16 protein-coding genes are annotated in these 17,629 nt (G+C 45.1%); 8 read left to right on the top strand and 8 right to left on the bottom strand.

Features of this window, described 5'->3' with window-relative positions:
* Positions 1–43 precede the first annotated feature (43 nt).
* Complete coding sequence (gene dapA, locus AC2UZJ_RS03145; RefSeq protein ID WP_486948672.1) at positions 44–949, top strand: 4-hydroxy-tetrahydrodipicolinate synthase; 906 nt, start codon at positions 44–46, stop codon at positions 947–949.
* Positions 946–2,091, top strand: coding sequence for an NlpB/DapX family lipoprotein (bamC, locus tag AC2UZJ_RS03140; protein ID WP_486948671.1), 1,146 nt, complete (start codon positions 946–948; stop codon positions 2,089–2,091). Before dapA ends, bamC begins: the two co-directional genes overlap by 4 nt.
* A 68-nt stretch (positions 2,092–2,159) precedes the next feature.
* Here the strand turns inward: bamC and mutS are convergent, their stop codons facing one another.
* A complete protein-coding gene (gene mutS / locus AC2UZJ_RS03135; RefSeq protein ID WP_486948950.1) occupies positions 2,160–4,754 on the bottom strand; it encodes a DNA mismatch repair protein MutS in 2,595 nt (864 codons plus the stop codon).
* A gap of 8 nt (positions 4,755–4,762) precedes the next feature.
* Positions 4,763–5,791, bottom strand: coding sequence for an LLM class flavin-dependent oxidoreductase (locus AC2UZJ_RS03130; protein WP_486948670.1), 1,029 nt, complete (start codon positions 5,789–5,791; stop codon positions 4,763–4,765).
* A 126-nt stretch (positions 5,792–5,917) separates the two neighbouring features.
* Here AC2UZJ_RS03130 and AC2UZJ_RS03125 point away from each other — a divergent pair, with 126 nt between their 5' ends.
* Positions 5,918–6,757: a mechanosensitive ion channel family protein gene (locus tag AC2UZJ_RS03125; RefSeq protein WP_486948949.1), complete on the top strand. Its 840-nt coding sequence runs from the start codon at positions 5,918–5,920 to the stop codon at positions 6,755–6,757.
* 102 nt (positions 6,758–6,859) lie between these two features.
* Here AC2UZJ_RS03125 and AC2UZJ_RS03120 read toward each other — a convergent pair whose 3' ends face one another.
* Genes AC2UZJ_RS03120 through AC2UZJ_RS03110 form a run of 3 tightly spaced genes read right to left on the bottom strand, consistent with a single transcriptional unit; the run spans position 6,860 to position 9,326 of the window.
* A complete protein-coding gene (locus tag AC2UZJ_RS03120; protein WP_486948669.1) occupies positions 6,860–7,624 on the bottom strand; it encodes an IclR family transcriptional regulator in 765 nt (254 codons plus the stop codon).
* Positions 7,625–7,629: 5 nt separating this feature from the next.
* Positions 7,630–8,514, bottom strand: a complete 885-nt coding sequence (cysE, locus tag AC2UZJ_RS03115) for a serine O-acetyltransferase (protein WP_486948668.1) — start codon at positions 8,512–8,514, stop codon at positions 7,630–7,632.
* A gap of 17 nt (positions 8,515–8,531) precedes the next feature.
* A complete protein-coding gene (locus tag AC2UZJ_RS03110; protein WP_486948667.1) occupies positions 8,532–9,326 on the bottom strand; it encodes an RNA methyltransferase in 795 nt (264 codons plus the stop codon).
* Positions 9,327–9,430: 104 nt separating this feature from the next.
* Between AC2UZJ_RS03110 and AC2UZJ_RS03105 the strand changes: the two genes are divergently transcribed.
* Entirely contained in the window at positions 9,431–10,225 is a 795-nt protein-coding gene (locus AC2UZJ_RS03105; RefSeq protein ID WP_486948666.1) for an inositol monophosphatase family protein, read from the top strand.
* A 64-nt stretch (positions 10,226–10,289) separates the two neighbouring features.
* A complete protein-coding gene (locus AC2UZJ_RS03100; protein WP_486948665.1) occupies positions 10,290–11,879 on the top strand; it encodes a TerC family protein in 1,590 nt (529 codons plus the stop codon).
* 30 nt (positions 11,880–11,909) lie between these two features.
* On the opposite strand, the gene AC2UZJ_RS03095 is transcribed toward AC2UZJ_RS03100, so the two are convergent.
* The 3 genes from AC2UZJ_RS03095 to AC2UZJ_RS03085 form a co-directional block, all read right to left on the bottom strand.
* Positions 11,910–12,719 (bottom strand): UDP-2,3-diacylglucosamine diphosphatase, encoded by an 810-nt coding sequence (locus tag AC2UZJ_RS03095; RefSeq protein WP_486948664.1) that lies wholly within the window; start codon positions 12,717–12,719, stop codon positions 11,910–11,912.
* Positions 12,712–13,221, bottom strand: a complete 510-nt coding sequence (locus AC2UZJ_RS03090; protein WP_486948948.1) for a peptidylprolyl isomerase — start codon at positions 13,219–13,221, stop codon at positions 12,712–12,714. The genes AC2UZJ_RS03095 and AC2UZJ_RS03090 overlap by 8 nt, the downstream gene beginning before the upstream one ends.
* A gap of 164 nt (positions 13,222–13,385) precedes the next feature.
* Entirely contained in the window at positions 13,386–14,003 is a 618-nt protein-coding gene (locus AC2UZJ_RS03085) for a tetratricopeptide repeat protein (protein WP_486948663.1), read from the bottom strand.
* 102 nt (positions 14,004–14,105) lie between these two features.
* On the opposite strand from AC2UZJ_RS03085, the gene cysS reads away from it, so the two are divergent.
* From cysS to tilS, 3 genes are all read left to right on the top strand, one after another.
* A complete protein-coding gene (gene cysS / locus AC2UZJ_RS03080) occupies positions 14,106–15,554 on the top strand; it encodes a cysteine--tRNA ligase (RefSeq protein ID WP_486948662.1) in 1,449 nt (482 codons plus the stop codon).
* A gap of 66 nt (positions 15,555–15,620) precedes the next feature.
* The gene (locus AC2UZJ_RS03075; RefSeq protein ID WP_486948661.1) at positions 15,621–16,586 is read left to right on the top strand and encodes an acetyl-CoA carboxylase carboxyltransferase subunit alpha; all 966 of its coding nucleotides are present in this window, start codon (positions 15,621–15,623) and stop codon (positions 16,584–16,586) included.
* Positions 16,558–17,625 carry a tRNA lysidine(34) synthetase TilS gene (gene tilS, locus AC2UZJ_RS03070; RefSeq protein ID WP_486948660.1) on the top strand — a complete coding sequence of 356 codons (1,068 nt, stop codon included), beginning with the start codon at positions 16,558–16,560 and terminating at the stop codon, positions 17,623–17,625. Before AC2UZJ_RS03075 ends, tilS begins: the two co-directional genes overlap by 29 nt.
* Positions 17,626–17,629: the final 4 nt, after the last annotated feature.

Here is a 17,629-nt window from a genome sequence, read left to right as displayed (position 1 = left end):
CTGATGCTTAACTATTGTTTATATTCAGGAGACTTTATCTATTATGGCTAGTTCTGATACTGCAACCCCTATTTTCCAAGGCAGCATGGTTGCCCTCATTACACCAATGTTTCCTGATGGAAGCCTAGATTTTGACGCTTATCGAAAACTTATCGACTGGCATATAGACGAAGGCACCGATGCGTTGGTGGTCGTGGGTACCACAGGGGAATCCCCCACCGTTGATATGGATGATCATGCTGATTTAATCCAAGTGGCTGCAGAGCATGCCAAAGGTCGTATTCCTTTAATTGCTGGGGTAGGTGGCAACTCCACCGCTGAAGCCATACAGTTGGCCCAGCATGCCCGCGATGTGGGTGCTCAGGCCGGTCTATCTGTTACGCCTTATTACAACAAGCCTACGCAAGAAGGCTTGTATCAGCATTTTAAGAAAATCATCGAAACGGTAGATTTACCTACATTGCTTTATAATGTTCCAGGGCGTACGGTGGCTGATATGGATAACAGCACTATTTTACGTCTTGCACAAATACCCGGCATTATTGGCGTGAAAGATGCTACCGGTGATATTGGTCGATTAGGCCATCTATTGCGTGATAAGCCAGAAGATTTCGTGGTGCTCAGTGGTGATGACCCCACCGCAGCTGCCCTTATTTTAATGGGCGGTAAAGGTAATATTTCCGTAACGGCTAACGTGGCACCACGTCTCATGAAGCAGCTTTGCCAAGCGGCTTTAGATGGAGATATTCCTACAGTACGTAAAGTGAATGCACAACTCGTTGATATAAATAAAATGCTGTTTGTAGAAGCCAACCCTATCCCTGTGAAATGGGCAGTGGCAGAAATGGGGCTTACCCAGCTGGGTTACCGCTTACCCATGACGCCGCTAAGCTCAGAACATCACGCAGCCTTGCGTCAAACATTACAAAGCTTGGGACTAATCGCATGAAATTCACTCTTAAACCATTAGGATGGTTAACGGTAACCGGGTTAAGCTTGATGCTGCTAGGTGGTTGCTCCGCCTTAAATCAGTTTATGGGTACAGAAGAAAGTGTGGACTATAAAAGCACCGTAACCGGAGATCCGCTAAGCATTCCTCCTGATTTAACTCAAGCGAATACGAATGTACGTTTTAAGGCTCCGCCTGCTACAGCGGGTGGGCTAACGTATAGTGATTATGCGGAAGGCCAAGCCCAACAACCTATGGTGGGTGATCGTTCTTCTCATATTTTACCCACTCAAGACGGTATTCAGGTTGAGCGTGATGGTGATTTACGTTGGTTAGTCGTCGATAAGCCAGCAGAACAAATTTATCCCCATATTTTAGAGTTTTGGAATAATCAAGGTTTTACTATCCATACAGACAACCCAAGCACTGGGGTTGTGTTGACTGACTGGGCTGAAAATCGTGCCAAAATACCTGATAGCTGGATTCGATCTCTATTAAGTAGTTTTGTAGATCAGGTTTTTGATAGTGGGGAGCGAGAGCGTTTTCGCACTCGTTTAGAGCGAGTAGATGGTAAAACAGAAATCTTCATTAGTCATCAGCATATGTACGAAACACCGACTCAAGATGGCGCGGCCTTTAAATGGGTGCATGGTGAAGAAGATCAAGGTCTAAATGCGGTTATGCTAGCACGCCTGATGGTGTTTTTAGGTACTGACCTAGAACAAGCTCAGGCTAAAGTAGCTCAAGCCGAAGCCTCAGATGCACCGGCGCTCATTGAAGTGCATAGTGATGCCAATCAGCCCCAGTTAATTTTAAATGAAGGCTTTGATAGAGCATGGCGTCGTGTGGGTGTGGGCATAGACTCGGCTGGTTTCTCCGTTGAGGATAGAGATCGCAGCACGGGAGAGTATTACATTCGCTATTTAGATGCGGATTCCGGCGAGAAAATTGAGCAGCCTAATATTATTGGCCGCTTGTTCCGGGCGCGTAATACGGCAGAAGCCCAAGATTTGCGCATACGGGTGAATGCTCAAGGCGTTAACTCTTCTATTGTTCAAGTGCTTGACGCAACAGGTCAGGTCTTAACTACACCCACAGCGGGTCGTATTATAGAAGTGCTTTCTACACATATGCCCCATTAATATATAGTCGTTTTGTATAGAAAATAAAATCCTGCTCAGTTTATTCGCTGAGCAGGATTTTTTTTACATTAAGGTAAGTATTTTTTATGCCAACTATATAGTAAATCTAAGGCAGCTCTAGGGCTTAGATCGTCTAGATCGGTTTCTATTAGGCATTGTTGTAAATCTAAAGCTAGGCTCTGTTCACGGCTTAATGGTGCAGCAGTAGGCTCAGTCGCTGCTTGAGGTTGAGCAAATAAATCTAATTGCGGGGTGTTTTGCGTGTGTAGTTGTTCTAAGCGTTGTAACTCCATTTCTGCATTGTGTATTACCGAGGCAGGAATGCCTGCACGCTGTGCAACTTGAATACCGTAACTGCGGCTAGCTGGCCCTTCACGTACTTCATGCAAAAAAGCAATACCATCCTCTGTTTTAGCGGCCGCCAAGTGTACATTAACGGCAGCAGCTTGCTCGTTAGCTAAGCGCGTGAGCTCAAAGTAATGCGTGGCAAACAGCGTTAAGCTTTGATTATGTTGTAATAGGCGCAAGGCAATGGCCCAAGCCAAAGATAAGCCATCATAGGTTGAGGTGCCGCGGCCAATTTCATCCATTAAGACGAGGCTGTTTGGAGTGGCTGCGGATAAAATGGCAGCGGCTTCGGTCATCTCCATCATAAAGGTGGAGCGCCCACCTGCTAGATCATCGGCTGCGCCAATGCGCGTGAATATACGATCTATGGGCCCCACCACGGCCTGCTCTGCGGGTACAAAACTCCCTGTGCGTGCCAATAAGGCGATCAACGCCGTTTGCCGCATATAAGTAGATTTACCGCCCATATTGGGCCCAGTAATCATTAAAAGCCGTCTATCCGCATGAAGCTGACTGCTATTGGCCGTAAAATGTTCAATGCTGTGCTCTACCACAGGGTGTCTACCGGCAGTAATACGCACTTCGGCTTTATCACTTAAAACAGGAGCTACCCAGTGGTTTTCTAATGCATGACGTGCAAAATTCAATAAGGCATCAATTTGTGCCAGCGCCGCCGCAGCCACAGAAATAGTAGGAGCAAAAGCCAGTAATTGTGTTAATAACTCATCAAAAAGGTATTTTTCTCGATTTAGACTACGCTCTTTAGCCGAAAGGATTTTATCTTCCCACTCCTTAAGCTCAGGCGTAATAAAGCGTTCGGCATTTTTTAAGGTTTGGCGGCGTCGGTATTCAGTGGGCACATTTTCAGATTGTGCTCTGCTGACCTCAATAAAAAAACCGTGTACACGGTTATATTCTACTTTTAACGTATTAATCCCTGTGCGTTCGCGCTCACGTGCTTCTAAAGCTACTAAAAATGCTCCGCTATCGTTGGCTAAGGAGCGCAACTCATCTAGCTCCGCATCATAGCCATCCGCTATTACGCCTCCATCACGTATTAGTAAAGCCGGCTCAGGCGCAATGGCTTTTTGCAATAATTGGGTTAAGGCGGCTGGCAGATCTAGATCGGTAGAGGCAACCGAGGGTGCTATGTCTATAAGTTGTTTTTGTAAGGCAGGTAGGGCACTTATGGCATCTCTTAAACTTGCCAATTCACGCGGTCGTACGGATGCGAGCGCAATACGAGTTGCAATACGCTCTAAGTCTGGATACTGACTTAGGCTATGGTGTAGGGAATCTAAAGCGCTAGAGTTGGTTGCAGTAAAGAGTTGAACTATGGCTTGACGCGCTAAAATGGGGGCGTTTTGACGCAAGGGCTGATGTAACCAGCGTCTTAATAAACGAGAACCCATAGGGGTGGCGCATTGGTCTAAAAGGCTAAATAGCGTGGGTTTACTTTCACCGCTAATGGTTTCGGTGATTTCCAGATTTTTGCGGCTTACATTATCTAACACTACAAATTCACCTAATTGTTCTACCTGTATGCTTTGAATATGCAGCAGATTTTGTGATTGTGTGTGTTTTACATAACGTAATAATGCTCCTGCCGCATAAGCAGCCCGCGGTAGCGCATCCAGACCAAAACCCGCTAAGCCATCCACTTTGAAGTGTTCTTGTAAGACCTGGAGCGCATTATCAGCAGCAAAATGCCAATCAGGGAGTGCCACGCGGCTTTGGGCGTCTGGGTAGTTGATGGGGTTTTGTTCTGCGTATAAAAGCTCTACAGGTTGTAGGCGGCTAAGCTGCGTATCTAGTAACTGTTTCTCACATTCGTAAACTTTGAATTCTCCACTAGCTACGTTCATCCAAGCGATACCCACGGTTTGCTCATGAGATTTGCCGCTTGTGCAAACGGCGACTATAAGTCGGTCTGCTTTGGCAGGTAGTAGTGCGTCATCTGTCAGAGTACCTGGCGTGACTATACGCACAATTTGGCGCTCAACCGGCCCTTTACTTGTGGCTGGATCGCCAATTTGCTCACAAATAGCAATCGATTCTCCCAAGGCCACTAAACGAGCTAAATACCCCTCCAAGGAATGAAAAGGTACGCCCGCCATGGGAATAGGTATGCCGTTGGAATTGCCCCGTTTGGTTAAGGTTAAATTAAGAAGGCGTGCACCGCGCTCTGCGTCTTCATAAAACAATTCATAAAAATCACCCATGCGGTAAAACAATAAATAATTAGGTGCTTGAGCCTTTAAGCCCAAGTATTGGCGCATCATAGGGGTGTGACCAGACAGATCGGATTTATTCATCATAAATATTAAAAAGAGGGAGCTGCAGAGCGTAGGTTTTTATGGGCTTGAGCTAAAATGTCATAAGATTGTAAGCGGGCGCGTTGATCATACATATTGCACGTTACCATCAGCTCATCGGCACCGGTTTTATCAATGAAGGCTTGAGTTTGTTCGGTAATGCTTTCTAAAGATCCGATGGCTGCACAGTTTAATGCGTGATCCATGACAGCTTGGCCGGCGGCACCACTGCGTTCTATATAATTGGCCACTGGGGGAGGAAGTTGTATAGGCTTACCTTGACGTAGACTCACAAAAGATTGTTGCCATGAAGAAGCCAAATAATGGGCTTTTTCATCCGTTTCAGCGGCAAACACATTAAACCCCAACATCACATACGGTTTACTCAGGTATTGAGATGGTTTGAAGTGTGTTTTATATACGGCAATCGCATCCATCATTTGAGCCGGGGCAAAATGCGAAGCAAAAGCATAAGGTAAACCCAGCATAGCGGCAAGTTGTGCACCAAATAAACTAGAGCCCAAGATCCATACGGGTACCTTGGTGCCTCGGCCTGGCACCGCTGGCACCGCTTGCTGTGGCTCATCAGACATATAATCCAGTAACTCCAACACATCATTTGGAAATTCATTGGGATCAGTTTGTAGATTACGACGTAAAGCTCGCGCCGTGCGTTGGTCTGAGCCGGGGGCTCGACCTACGCCCAAATCAATACGATCAGGAAACAAAGAGGCAAGTGTACCGAATTGTTCAGCGATCACTAAGGGTGAGTGATTAGGTAACATTATACCGCCGGCACCCACACGTATACGGTTAGTGTGGTGAGCCACGTGTGCTATTAGTATAGAAGTGGCCGCACTGGCTATACCTACCATGCCGTGATGCTCTGCTAACCAATAACGAGTGAAATGTGCTTTATCTGTTTGTTGCGCTAATTCTATTGTGTTTTCAAAGGATTCTGTGGGCGTGCTGCCCTGAATAATTGGAGCTAAGTCTAGTATAGATAAAGGATAGAGAGTAGGTGTGGAGTCTGACATATAAACGGGAGCCCTTTGCATGCTTTAGTAGTTCATTAAATAAGGTTAACAAATTTCAATGTAGCTGCGAACCGATGTGAAAATCGTTATCATGTGGAGTATTTATATTTTAACTTGGAGACGATGATGGAAGATCTTTCTACGAAAGTAGTTATAGGTATGCCTTGGTTACAAGAAATAGGCATGAATATTTTGTTAGCGATTATTATTTTAGTGGTGGGCTGGTGGGCTTCTAATGTGGCCGGACGTTCAGTGCGTAAAATGGCACAGCGCTCTACTCATATTGATATTACCATTGTACCCATCGCACAAACCGTAGTAGTTTGGGCTATACGCGTATTTGTATTAATTGCAGTGTTAGCTCGTTTTGGGGTGCAGACGGCCAGTATTATTGCCCTACTGGGTGCGGCAGGTTTAGCCATTGGCTTAGCTTTACAAAATACCTTACAAAATATTGCCTCTGGCATTATGCTACTTATTTTACGTCCTATACGAGCCGGCGAATACGTAGCTATTGTAGGTAAAGGCGATGGTACCGTCGATGAGGTGGGTTTGTTTTTGACCCGTATGGTGCAAACAGATGGTGTTAATTTTTATTTACCAAACAGTTTAATTTGGGGTAGCCAAATTATTAATTACAGCCGTAATGCAACGCGTCGTATGGATATAGCGGTGGGTGTGCGCTATGGGGATAATTTAGATAAAGCCATTGAAGTGTTAAAAGAGCTTGCCATTAATCACGAGCAAGTGTTGCAAGACCCAGCGCCCAATGTGTTTGTAAGTGGTTACAAAGATAGCACAGTGACTATTAACTTACGTCTATGGGCCAAAGTAGAAGATTACTGGGCTTTGCATTTTGAATTAAACCGTACCGTATTACAAAGTCTAGAACATGCGGGCTTACAGCATCCTATTCCTGTGCGTGCAGTGCTACAAGACACTAAAGGGACACAAGAAGCCGCATAAAAAAGAGCGAAGAAAGTGATTAAGATAAGAAAATAATAATCGATTACATAAGCGCTATCAGTTTTTACCACTGATAGCGCTTTTTATTTTTGTTTGTAACGGTTAAATTTTTTCCGCAATCTTTTCAAGAGTTTCGTTAATCAGACGGGCAATTTCTTTTTGTCGACGGGCTGGCATACGTTCTGTAATGGCTGTCACACTGAGTGCTAGTAAGGGGTAGCCTTGGCTGCTACATAAAGCGCTGCCTACGCCTAAGGCACCTCGCACCGTGTAATTACCTACTACCGAGTATCCACGTGTTCTGGTGTTTGCAATGAGTTGGCGCATTTCACGTTGGGTCATACCACCATATTGATTTAAGACGTCACTATTTGCTTCTATAATTTGATCTACGGTGTGGTCGTCTAATTTTGCCAATAAAGCTAAACCCGCAGAGCCTACCCCTAGAGGTTGACGTTTATTTGAGTAAGTGCCTAAGATTTGTACCGGGTAGGGGCCAATTTCACGCCAAAGGGTAAGGGCATTGTTATTCTCCCTAATCACTAAAAAAACAGCATCACCCACTTTAAATGCCAGCTCACGCATAAAAGGTTTGGCAATTTCAACTAAATGGTGCTCGTTTTCCGAATGGCTGTTGTGTTGTCTAGTAGCAGCATAACGGCGAGTTTTTCCTACTGCCTCTACAAAATTACACTCAGTAAGCGCAGCAAGTAACCGATATATAGTGGGGCGTTGCAGCCCCGTGAGTCTAGATAGCTCGGTAACACTGAGACCGCTGTCATCATGATCCAGTAATGTTTGCAAGATATGTAGACCACGTCGCAAGGTTCTAGGGCCAGCGCTACTATCGGTTTTAGTGGCAGTCATTTTTCTTACTCCATCATTTTATTAAGACGATCAACATCTAAAGGTTGTTGACCGTTTTCTACTCGTTGACCTAATTCTTCTAGGGCATGACAAAGCTTATTGATACGCTGCTCTTGTTGAGCAGAGTGGTTAATGAGCTCATTAATCACTTGCACTAATGGGTCATTATTCGTGCTGTCTACCGCATAAGCGGTAAAAGCGTCTTGATCAGTAGGGGTATCGGTAGGCTTATGGGGGGATTTCTGCCCCTGCATTAATTGGGCGCTGCGTTCTAGCAATTCATCTAAAGGTTTAGCTGTGCTGGCAGCTTGACAAGAGGAAATGGCTGCAGCAGTGGCTTTATTGGACGCCGCTTTTTTAGCACTTTCTTTATCTTCTTGGGTAATAATGCGCGCTGTATTGCCAATGGCAGTAGCTTGGGCAGGCACAGGCTTAACCACCACCGCATTAGAGCCTATCTTGGCATGAGCACCTATAGTAAACCCACCTAAGATTTGGGCGCCAGCGCCTACTACCACACCTTCCTCAAGAGTTGGGTGTCGCTTTTCACCTTTATATAAACTAGTACCGCCTAAGGTAACCCCTTGGTAGATGGTGCAATCATCACCTACCTCGGCCGTTTCACCAATCACAATTCCGGTGCCATGGTCGAAAAACACACGTTTTCCTATTTTAGCGCCAGGATGAATTTCTATACCGGTAAAAATGCGGCTCACATGAGAAATAAAGCGAGCTAGCCATAAAAAACCGCTATTCCAGAAGCGATGGGCAAGACGATGTACTAAAATAGCGTGCAGTCCAGGGTAGCAGGTGAGGATTTCCCAGCGGCTACGGGCAGCAGGATCGCGTTCGTAAATGCAGTCGATGTCTTCGCGTAATTGTTTAAACATAGTTTAGTACTATAGCCTTAGCTGTGATTTTTCGCTGCAGTTTTCAGCATAGCAGTGCATACGCCCCGTAACATCGCCACTTCATTTTGGGTGAGTTGATTACGGGTAAATAGTTGCTGCATGCGTAATAGCAGTTTGTTTGGGTGTGCTGGATCCAAAAAGTCCAACGCTATGAGAGCACGCTCCCAGTGTAATAAAAAGTCGTGTATTTGCGCTTGTGAAGCCGGCAAATCGCGTTCTTGTAACTTGCCGGGAGTCCGTAACTCTGGTTGTAACTCTAAAATTTCTAATAAGGCATGACGCATTTCCCAAGCGGCTAGCTGTAGTGCTTGCGCTACATTCAGCGAACTGTAATCTGGGTTTGCCGGTATGTAACACGTGTATTGGCATTGATTTATGTCGTGATTTCCTAGGCCGGTGCGCTCTGTGCCTAATACAATGGCAATTTGTGCTGTAGCATGTTGATGTAAATGCATAGCGCTAATTTCAGCACTCTGACGTATGGTTTTAGGTGGTGGTCCAATATACCGAGGGCGTGAGGTGAGCGCAAAAGCTAATGAGACGGGAGCTAGTGCCTGCGATAAACTATCCACTATGACCGAGCTGGTTAGTACATCGGTGGCACCACTAGCCATGGCGATCGCGTTTTCATGCGTTATGATAGTGGCTGATTTTGGTTTAACCAAATATAACTGGTTAAAGCCCATGGTTTTGATGGCTCTGGCAGCCGCACCCACGTTGCCCGGATGACTAGGCTCAACCATAATAAAACGAATATGATTGAATAAAGGCTCTTTTTGGCTAGAAGTCATTATGTAGAGATTTGAAAATTTAGAATAATAGAATATTAAACAGTTGTTAGCCTTATAATAAACAAAGTTATTTTAGGGCTTCTTTTTAAGAATTACGGAAATTTATGCACCCGATGTTATTTACCGCTATCAAAGCGGCACGCCGTGCTGGCGACATTATCACCCGCGCTAGTCGCGATTTAGAGCGCGTGCAAGTTTCACGCAAAGGCCACAATGATTACGTTACTGAAGTGGATGAGGCCGTTGAGGAAGCAATTATAGAAGTTTTAGCCGATGCTTACCCTGATCATGCTTTTTTAGGAGAAGAATCAGGAGAACGCCAACCCGATTCCGCGAAGGTTGCTAAAGGGGGCGTAGAGTATCAATGGGTAATTGATCCACTAGACGGCACCACCAACTTCATTCATGGCTTTCCACATTATGCCGTATCTATTGCTGCACTGCACCGAGGGCAAGCTGCGCATGCGGTTATTTACGACCCCACTTCCAATGAGATTTTTACTGCAAGTCGCGGTAATGGCGCGTTTTTAGACGATAGACGTATACGAGTTTCCGAGCAGCGTAATTATCATGACGCATTAATTGGTGCTCATGTAAGTGGCTCAGGTGGTGCATTAACCACAACTTCCTCTTTTACGAGTCTTCTGACGGAGTGTGCCGCTGTGCGTCGTACGGGTTCAACTGTTTTGGATTTGGTGTATGTAGCCTCCGGCCGCTTGGATGGTTTTTGTGCTACAAACCTCAAACCGTGGGATATGGCTGCAGGGGCTTTAATTGCTACTGAAGCAGGTGCTTTGGTGGGTGACTTTGAAGGTGAGCAAAGTTGGTATGAGACCGGCTCTATCTTAGTAGCCACTCCTAAGTTATTTCCGCAAATGATTATGCATTTGCAAGCATAGATGTTTTAGGCCACTGTTTGGACGGTGGCTTTTTTTATTTTCAGTCTTACACGGAGCCCCTTAAATGGAGTGGATTGCGGACCCAACAGCCTGGGCTGGGTTATTAACGCTAGTTATTTTAGAAATAGTTCTTGGCATTGATAACTTAATTTTTATTGCAATTTTAGCCGATAAACTACCCCCGCATCAGCGTGATAAAGCACGTGTTATTGGTTTGAGTTTAGCGCTATTAATGCGTTTAGGCTTATTGACTGTTATGTCATGGCTGATTGCGCTAACGGCGCCCTGGATTACGTTATTTGGGCATACTTTCTCTGGTCGAGATGTGATTTTGATCATAGGGGGCTTATTTTTGCTTTTTAAAGGCACCTTAGAGTTACATGAACGCTTAGATCCAAGAGTGCAGCATGCTTCAGGCTCCCGTATGTATGCGGGTTTTTGGGTTATTGTTACGCAAATTGTTATTTTAGATGCGGTGTTCTCCATTGATGCGGTAATTACTGCGGTAGGGATGGTGAATCATCTGCCCATTATGATGATAGCCGTCACCATTGCGATGGCCTTAATGATCGTGGCTTCTAAACCCTTAACTAGTTTTGTAAATAAGCATCCTACCGTGGTTATTCTCTGTTTGGGCTTTTTGCTCATGATTGGGTTTTCATTATTGGCTGAAGGCTATGGCTATGAGGTGCCTAAAGGGTATTTATACGCCGCTATTACCTTCTCTGTGCTCATAGAGTCGTTTAATCACATTGCCCGTAGAAATCAGCGTAAAGCCGAAGCACGTAGACCTATGCGGGAACGTACCGCCGATACAGTTTTACGTCTATTAGGCAGACGTCCCATCACAGAGATGGAAATGGCGACAGAAAATGATGCCTTACAGCCGCATGATCCTAGTTTGGTTTTTGGGGCTGAAGAGCGCAATATGGTGAGCGGAGTGCTCACCTTATCAGAGCGTAATGTGCGTTCTATCATGACACCGCGTAATGACGTCACTTGGATTAATATCGAAGACTCTATGGAAGATCTCAAAGCTTACATAGATCAAGAGCCGCATAGTTATTTGCCTGTTTGCCGCGCTAGCCTAGATGAGGTGATAGGCATTGGTCAAGCGAAAGAGCTGATTGCCGATTTAATTACCCATAGTCGCATTGATATCAGTAAATTACGTGAACCGGTGGTGGTGCATGAGTCCATAGGTATTTTGCAGCTAATGGAGTTATTTAAAGAAACGCGAGGGCAGCTAGCTTTAGTTACCGATGAATTTGGTGCCATTGAAGGCGTGGTCACCCCTATAGATATTTTTGAAGCTATTGCGGGTGAGTTTCCTGATGAAGATGAGATTCCAGATATTGCTATCTTAGATGAGACGCACTGGTTGGTTGACGGTGCTGCAGATTTACATCACCTAGAGCAAATTTTAGAAATTGATGGTTTAGTGGATGAAAGCGAGGAGTATTCCACTTTAGCGGGGTACTTGCTTGAACGTTTTGGAGCTCTGCCGCAACCTGATGATAGCTGTGAATTAGAGTGGGGGCCTTATCTCTTTAGGTTTATTGTCAAAGAGCTAGAAAATCGCCGTATTGCCAGCGTAACTATTGAGCGCGAACGTATAGAACCGGAGCCTTATGCGGAAGAGTCCCACGATTAGTGTAGATTAGTGTATAGACTTAGGTAATTATTATTTATGGTTTTTTAGCTGGAAACGAAGAGTGGGCTGATGCAGGCGGTGTAAGGCTATATGTCCATTTGCCTCTAAGGCGAGCCAGCCTGCACGAGTGGGCTCGCTGTGATCGTATTCCCAGTCAGGTAACACTATACGGCTGAATGCATGGCCTGCAGCATTGTGCATCCTATGGATGGCAGGCCTATGGGTGTGACCATGAACTAAAACGCGTTGTTTATGCTGCTCCAAGAGTTGAATGCAGCTGCTTTCGTTCACATCGCTAATGGCGTAATTTACTGTATTTTTCTGAGTATTTGCGCTTTTTTTGCGTAAACCTCCAGCAATGCGTTGACGCCAAAGTATGGGTAATTTTAAAAAAAGCTTCTGTATTTTTTTATTGCGTACTTTACGTCTAAAGGCTTGATAGCTTTTATCATCTGTGCAGAGCTCATCGCCATGAGTGAGTACGATGTGGTGATGATCAGTCTGTAAAAGAATTTGATCCTCAAGCATATGCGCCCCCACATAGTGTGCAAAACGGGCATCTAATAAAAAATCTCTATTACCGCGCATAAAGTAAATAGGCAAATCTAAGGCGGTATTTCTAAAGTGATAAATGGCGAGCGCTAACCAAGGGGGGGGATCTATAGCCAGATCGGACCCTATCCAAGCATTGAAAATATCACCACATAAGATAAGGGCCTTGGCGTTGTGTTTGGCTTGCGTTAAAAACTGATAAAAGGCGTTAGCCGTTTTGGGGTTATGTGGCCCCAAATGCATATCAGCAGCAAGCCAAACTTCACCGTGCAGTTGTAATTTACTCAACAACACTGGCGGATTCGATAATTAAATCTTCCACCGGCACATCTTGGTGGAACCCTTTGCTACCTGTTTTAACGCTTTTGAGGCTATCTACCACGTCTTTGCCTTCCACTACTTTACCGAAAACAGCATAACCCCAGCCGTTAGGAGTGGGGTTCGTGTGATTAAGGAAGTCGTTATTGGCGACGTTAATGAAAAATTGCGCGGTAGCAGAGTGCGGGTCGCTAGTGCGAGCCATGGCTACCGTATAAGCATCATTTTTCAAACCGTTATTGGCCTCGTTTTCAACGGGGTCATTGGTGTTTTTTTGTGCCATGCCTGGCTCAAAACCACCGCCTTGTACCATGAAATTAGGAATCACACGATGAAAAATCGTACCATCATAAAATCCAGCATTTACATAGTTTAAAAAGTTTTCTACGGTTTTAGGGGCTTTTTCAGCATCTAGTTCTAAGGTGATGTCACCTTTGTTAGTGTGTAATAAAACTTGAGGATTTGTGCTCATAGTAATGCCTTCTTGTGAGGATGAGTTTGCTGCTTGTGCGCTTGGAACTATAAATGTAGCCAGCGTAAATAGAAAGGTAAGCAGAAAAATAAGCGTACGCGGTAAGCGCAAAGCTTGTTTTATAGTGAAATTATTCATGAATGTAAAGGATTCCTTATATTAAACTAGGGTTGCAAGATGTATTGCGTATCTTGAGAGCGCTGAGCATCGCCGGCTTTTTTAAATGATTCGTGCGCCAGCATTAATTGTAATTCACCTTGGTTTTTTAGGGCGAGGTTGTAATTAGGATTAGCTAATAAGGCCATGTTTAAAGCTTCTTTTGCTAAGCCGAGTTTATTTTGACGCATGTACTCTGCTGCCAAGTTATTCCAAGGCTCGGGCAGTTCAGGGTAAAAAATCGTAAGCTGCCTATACGACTCAATGGCGTCATTAGAAAGCCCTAATTGTGATTGGGCGCGGCCTTGTAAAAAGAGTAATTGTACGTCTACGTTTATTTCGGCATTGTCTTCCCGCTCTTGAAGGCGTTTTTGAATAGCCTCTAAAGCCTCTTGGTTTTGACCGTTATTTAGCATTTGAGTAATACGGTCTGTGATATCTTTAGGGGTTAAAGCCAAAGAGGTATCAATTTTTGGGGTTAAGGCATCGAGCACGTTCATCAAAGGTTGCCAGCCACGAGTGGGGGCAGTTTGTGTTTGTGCTTGCACAGGAGCTAAATAAAATAGCACCATAAAAAAGCAAAGCAGCATGCTAAAGCAATAAACTGGGGTAGTTCGTTTTTGCACGAGCAATCCTTACAATAAAATTATAGACGACACAGCTAGGTATAGCCTTGTTATACTTACTAATTACTTATTTTAGCCATTTATTTACAGAATAAACCCTTTATGTTGCGTATTTATAGTTCTCTGTCGCGTACCAAAGCTCTTTTTGAACCTATTGAGCCAGGAAAAGTCCGCATGTATGTGTGTGGTATGACGGTGTATGACTTCTGTCATTTGGGTCATGCTCGTATGCTGGTGAGCTTTGATGTCATACAGCGCTGGCTGCGCACCATGGGGTATCAAGTGAAGTATGTACGTAATATTACAGACATAGACGATAAAATTATTCGTCGTGCGGTAGAGCGTAACGTGCCCATGAAAGAAGTGACGTCTTTTTATATTGATGCTATGCATGCGGATGAAAAAGCCTTAAACGTACAGTCCCCGGATTTTGAGCCACGCGCTACTGAACACGTAGGCGATATGCTTGGCATTATAAAGCTGCTTGAAGATAAAGATTTAGCCTATCAAGGCGAAGATGGCGATGTGAATTATGCTGTGCGCCAATTTCCCGATTACGGTAAATTATCCGGTAAATCTTTAGACGGTTTGCGTGCGGGTCAACGAGTTGCTGTATCGGCTGGTAAACGTGACCCGCTTGATTTTGTACTTTGGAAAGCCGCCAAAGACGATGAGCCCGCAGAGTCTAAGTGGGAGTCGCCTTATGGTTTGGGTCGGCCGGGTTGGCATATTGAGTGTTCAGCCATGTCTAATGCTTTATTAGGTATGCCCCTAGATATACATGGGGGTGGGCCAGACTTAAAGTTTCCACACCATGAAAATGAAATAGCGCAGTCTGAAGGCGCGTTTGGCGGTGAAATGGCTTCTGTTTGGATGCATTGCGGCTCTTTAATGGTAGATGACGATAAAATGTCGAAGTCTTTAGGTAATTTTCACACCATTCGAGAAACCGTCTCCCAAACCGCTGATGAAACGCAAGCTTCTTACGAGGTAAATCCGCGTGAAGCCGAAATGCTACGTTTTTTCATTGTGCGGAATCACTATCGTAGTACCCAGAATTACAATCCAGATAATTTATTCGATGCCCAGCAAGCCTTAGATCGTCTCTATCAAACGTTGGCTACTATTACTCCAGCTAAGTACGATGGGATTAACTGGGACAGCGATTACGCCATGCGTTTTCGCGAAGCCATGAATGATGATTTCAATACAGCAGGTGCGGTAGCGGTATTGTTTGAGATTTCTAATCAAGCAAATCGTGAAAAATCAGCCGAGTTAAGTGCTGAGTTAAAGGCCTTAGGTGGTGTGTTAGGATTACTGCAAACGGATCCACACGTGTATCTACGCTCAGCATCCCGCTATTTGCGTGACGCTGTACAAGGCGAAACGCACTTAACTGAAGCACAAATTGATGTCCTTATTGACCAACGTCAACAAGCTAAAGATATCAGAGACTTTGCCGCTGCAGACGCTATCCGCGATCAATTACGTGCCCAAGGGGTAGAGCTAGAAGATAAATCAGGTGGTCTCACGCAGTGGCGTAGAGCTTAATCCTGATCCTAAAAATATCGCTATACTTTTGTAAACTTTACGTAACCTTAATACGAGCTAAGACTAATGCGAAATACATTCTTAGAGTTTGAGCAACCCATTGCCGAACTCGAACAAAAAATAGACGAGCTGCGCTTCGTACAAACTGACTCCGCTGTGGATATTTCAGAAGAAGTTAATCGTCTACAGCAAAAAAGTCAGACCTTGGCGCGTAATATTTATTCTAAATTAACGCCTTGGCAAACTGCCCTAGTAGCGCGCCACCCCCAACGCCCTTATACCCTAGACTATGTACGTGAGATTTTCACTGATTTTCATGAGTTGCATGGCGACCGAATGTATGCGGATGATAAAGCTATTGTAGGAGGTCTGGCTCGTTTTAATGGCACTCCTTGTATGGTGATTGGTCATCAAAAAGGGCGAGACACTAAAGAGCGAGCTTTGCGTAACTTTGGTATGCCCCGTCCAGAAGGTTACCGTAAAGCCTTGCGCTTAATGCGCTTGGCTGAGAAGTTCCAGTTACCGGTGTTTACCTTTATTGATACCCCCGGTGCTTATCCGGGTGTAGGTGCAGAAGAACGTGGCCAATCTGAGGCCATTGGTCATAATCTTTACGCCATGGCAGAGTTAAAAGTCCCTATTATCTCTACTATTATTGGCGAAGGTGGCTCGGGCGGAGCCTTAGCTATTGCTGTGGGTGATGTGGTGCTTATGTTGCAGTATGCTACCTATGCAGTGATTTCCCCTGAAGGCTGTGCATCTATTTTATGGCGTAGTTCTGATAAGGCATCTACCGCTGCTGAAGCCTTAGCGATTACGGCAGATCGATTAAAAGGGTTTGAGCTCATTGACCGCATTGTGAATGAGCCGGTAGGGGGTGCTCACCGAGATCCTGTCACTATGGCGCGTCAACTAAGTCGGGCGTTGGCTGATTCCTTACGCCAAGTATCTGGTTTATCTGTAGATCAATTACGTGCACAACGTTTAGAGCGATTGTTGTCTTATGGACGCTATCAAGAAGCCCGTAGTTAATCCTGCCTCACGTTTTATCCCTACTGCTCTTATTAAGTCCATTGTTAATAAAAAAATAATGGGTGCGTTGCGTCAATTAACTGCTGATACAGCAGCCACACAGTTTGCGGTGGCGTGTAGTGGCGGGGTTGACTCTGCCATGCTGGCTTTACATGCTGCTTTATGGGCACGAGAGCAAGAGCATACCCTGCATTTATTTCATGTGCATCATGGCTTACAGCAGCGAGCTGAAGGCTGGGTGCAACATGTGCATCACTTGGCTGAGCGTCTAGGGGTGCCTTGTCATACAGTACGTGTAAATGTGGATTTAACTCGTGGTGATGGAATGGAGTCTGCTGCGCGTAATGCGCGTTATCAGGCTTTTGTGCAGCTGGCTGAGTTTACTGGCGTACAGCATGTGTTTTTAGGTCATCATCAAGACGATCAAGCGGAAACGGTATTGTTACGATTGCTACGTGGTGCGGGGCCTACTGGTATGGGCGCCATGCTGCCTAGTATGCAGCGTGAAGGCATATATTATTTACGCCCTTTATTGGAAGTGTCACGTGCTGACTTAATCGCGGTTGCTGAGCAGTTTGCTCAGGTGGCCGATTGGAAACCCGTATGGGATCCGACTAATCTTCAAGATGATTACACCAGAGGGGCTTTACGTGAGCGCCTGACACCCCATTTAAATGAACGTTGGCCTGGATGGCAGCGTATTTTAGGCCGTCATGCTCAGCAAAGCCAAGAGGCAGCTGAGATTTTAGATGAAGTTGCTGCTGAAGAGTTGACATCGCTGGATTTCAACAGCACAGATCAGAGTTTTGATTTAGCTTTATGGCGAAAACTTAGTGCAGCACGGCAAACTCTAGTGGTACGCTATTGGTTAGCCCAGCAGGGCTTGAAAATGCCTACCCAAGCTCGTTTACATGATATGTTACGCCAAATGCGGCAGTTGCATGCCTTAGGTTTTGATAGGCAAATGCGCATAAAACATGGTGAAGCTTATGTGTGTTGTAGGCGCGGCCGTGTTTTTCTCTCTTTTTCAACTACTTAAAAAT

Source organism: Paenalcaligenes sp. DL 309 (assembly GCF_057475285.1).
This window is presented reverse-complemented; position numbering and strand designations above follow the sequence as displayed.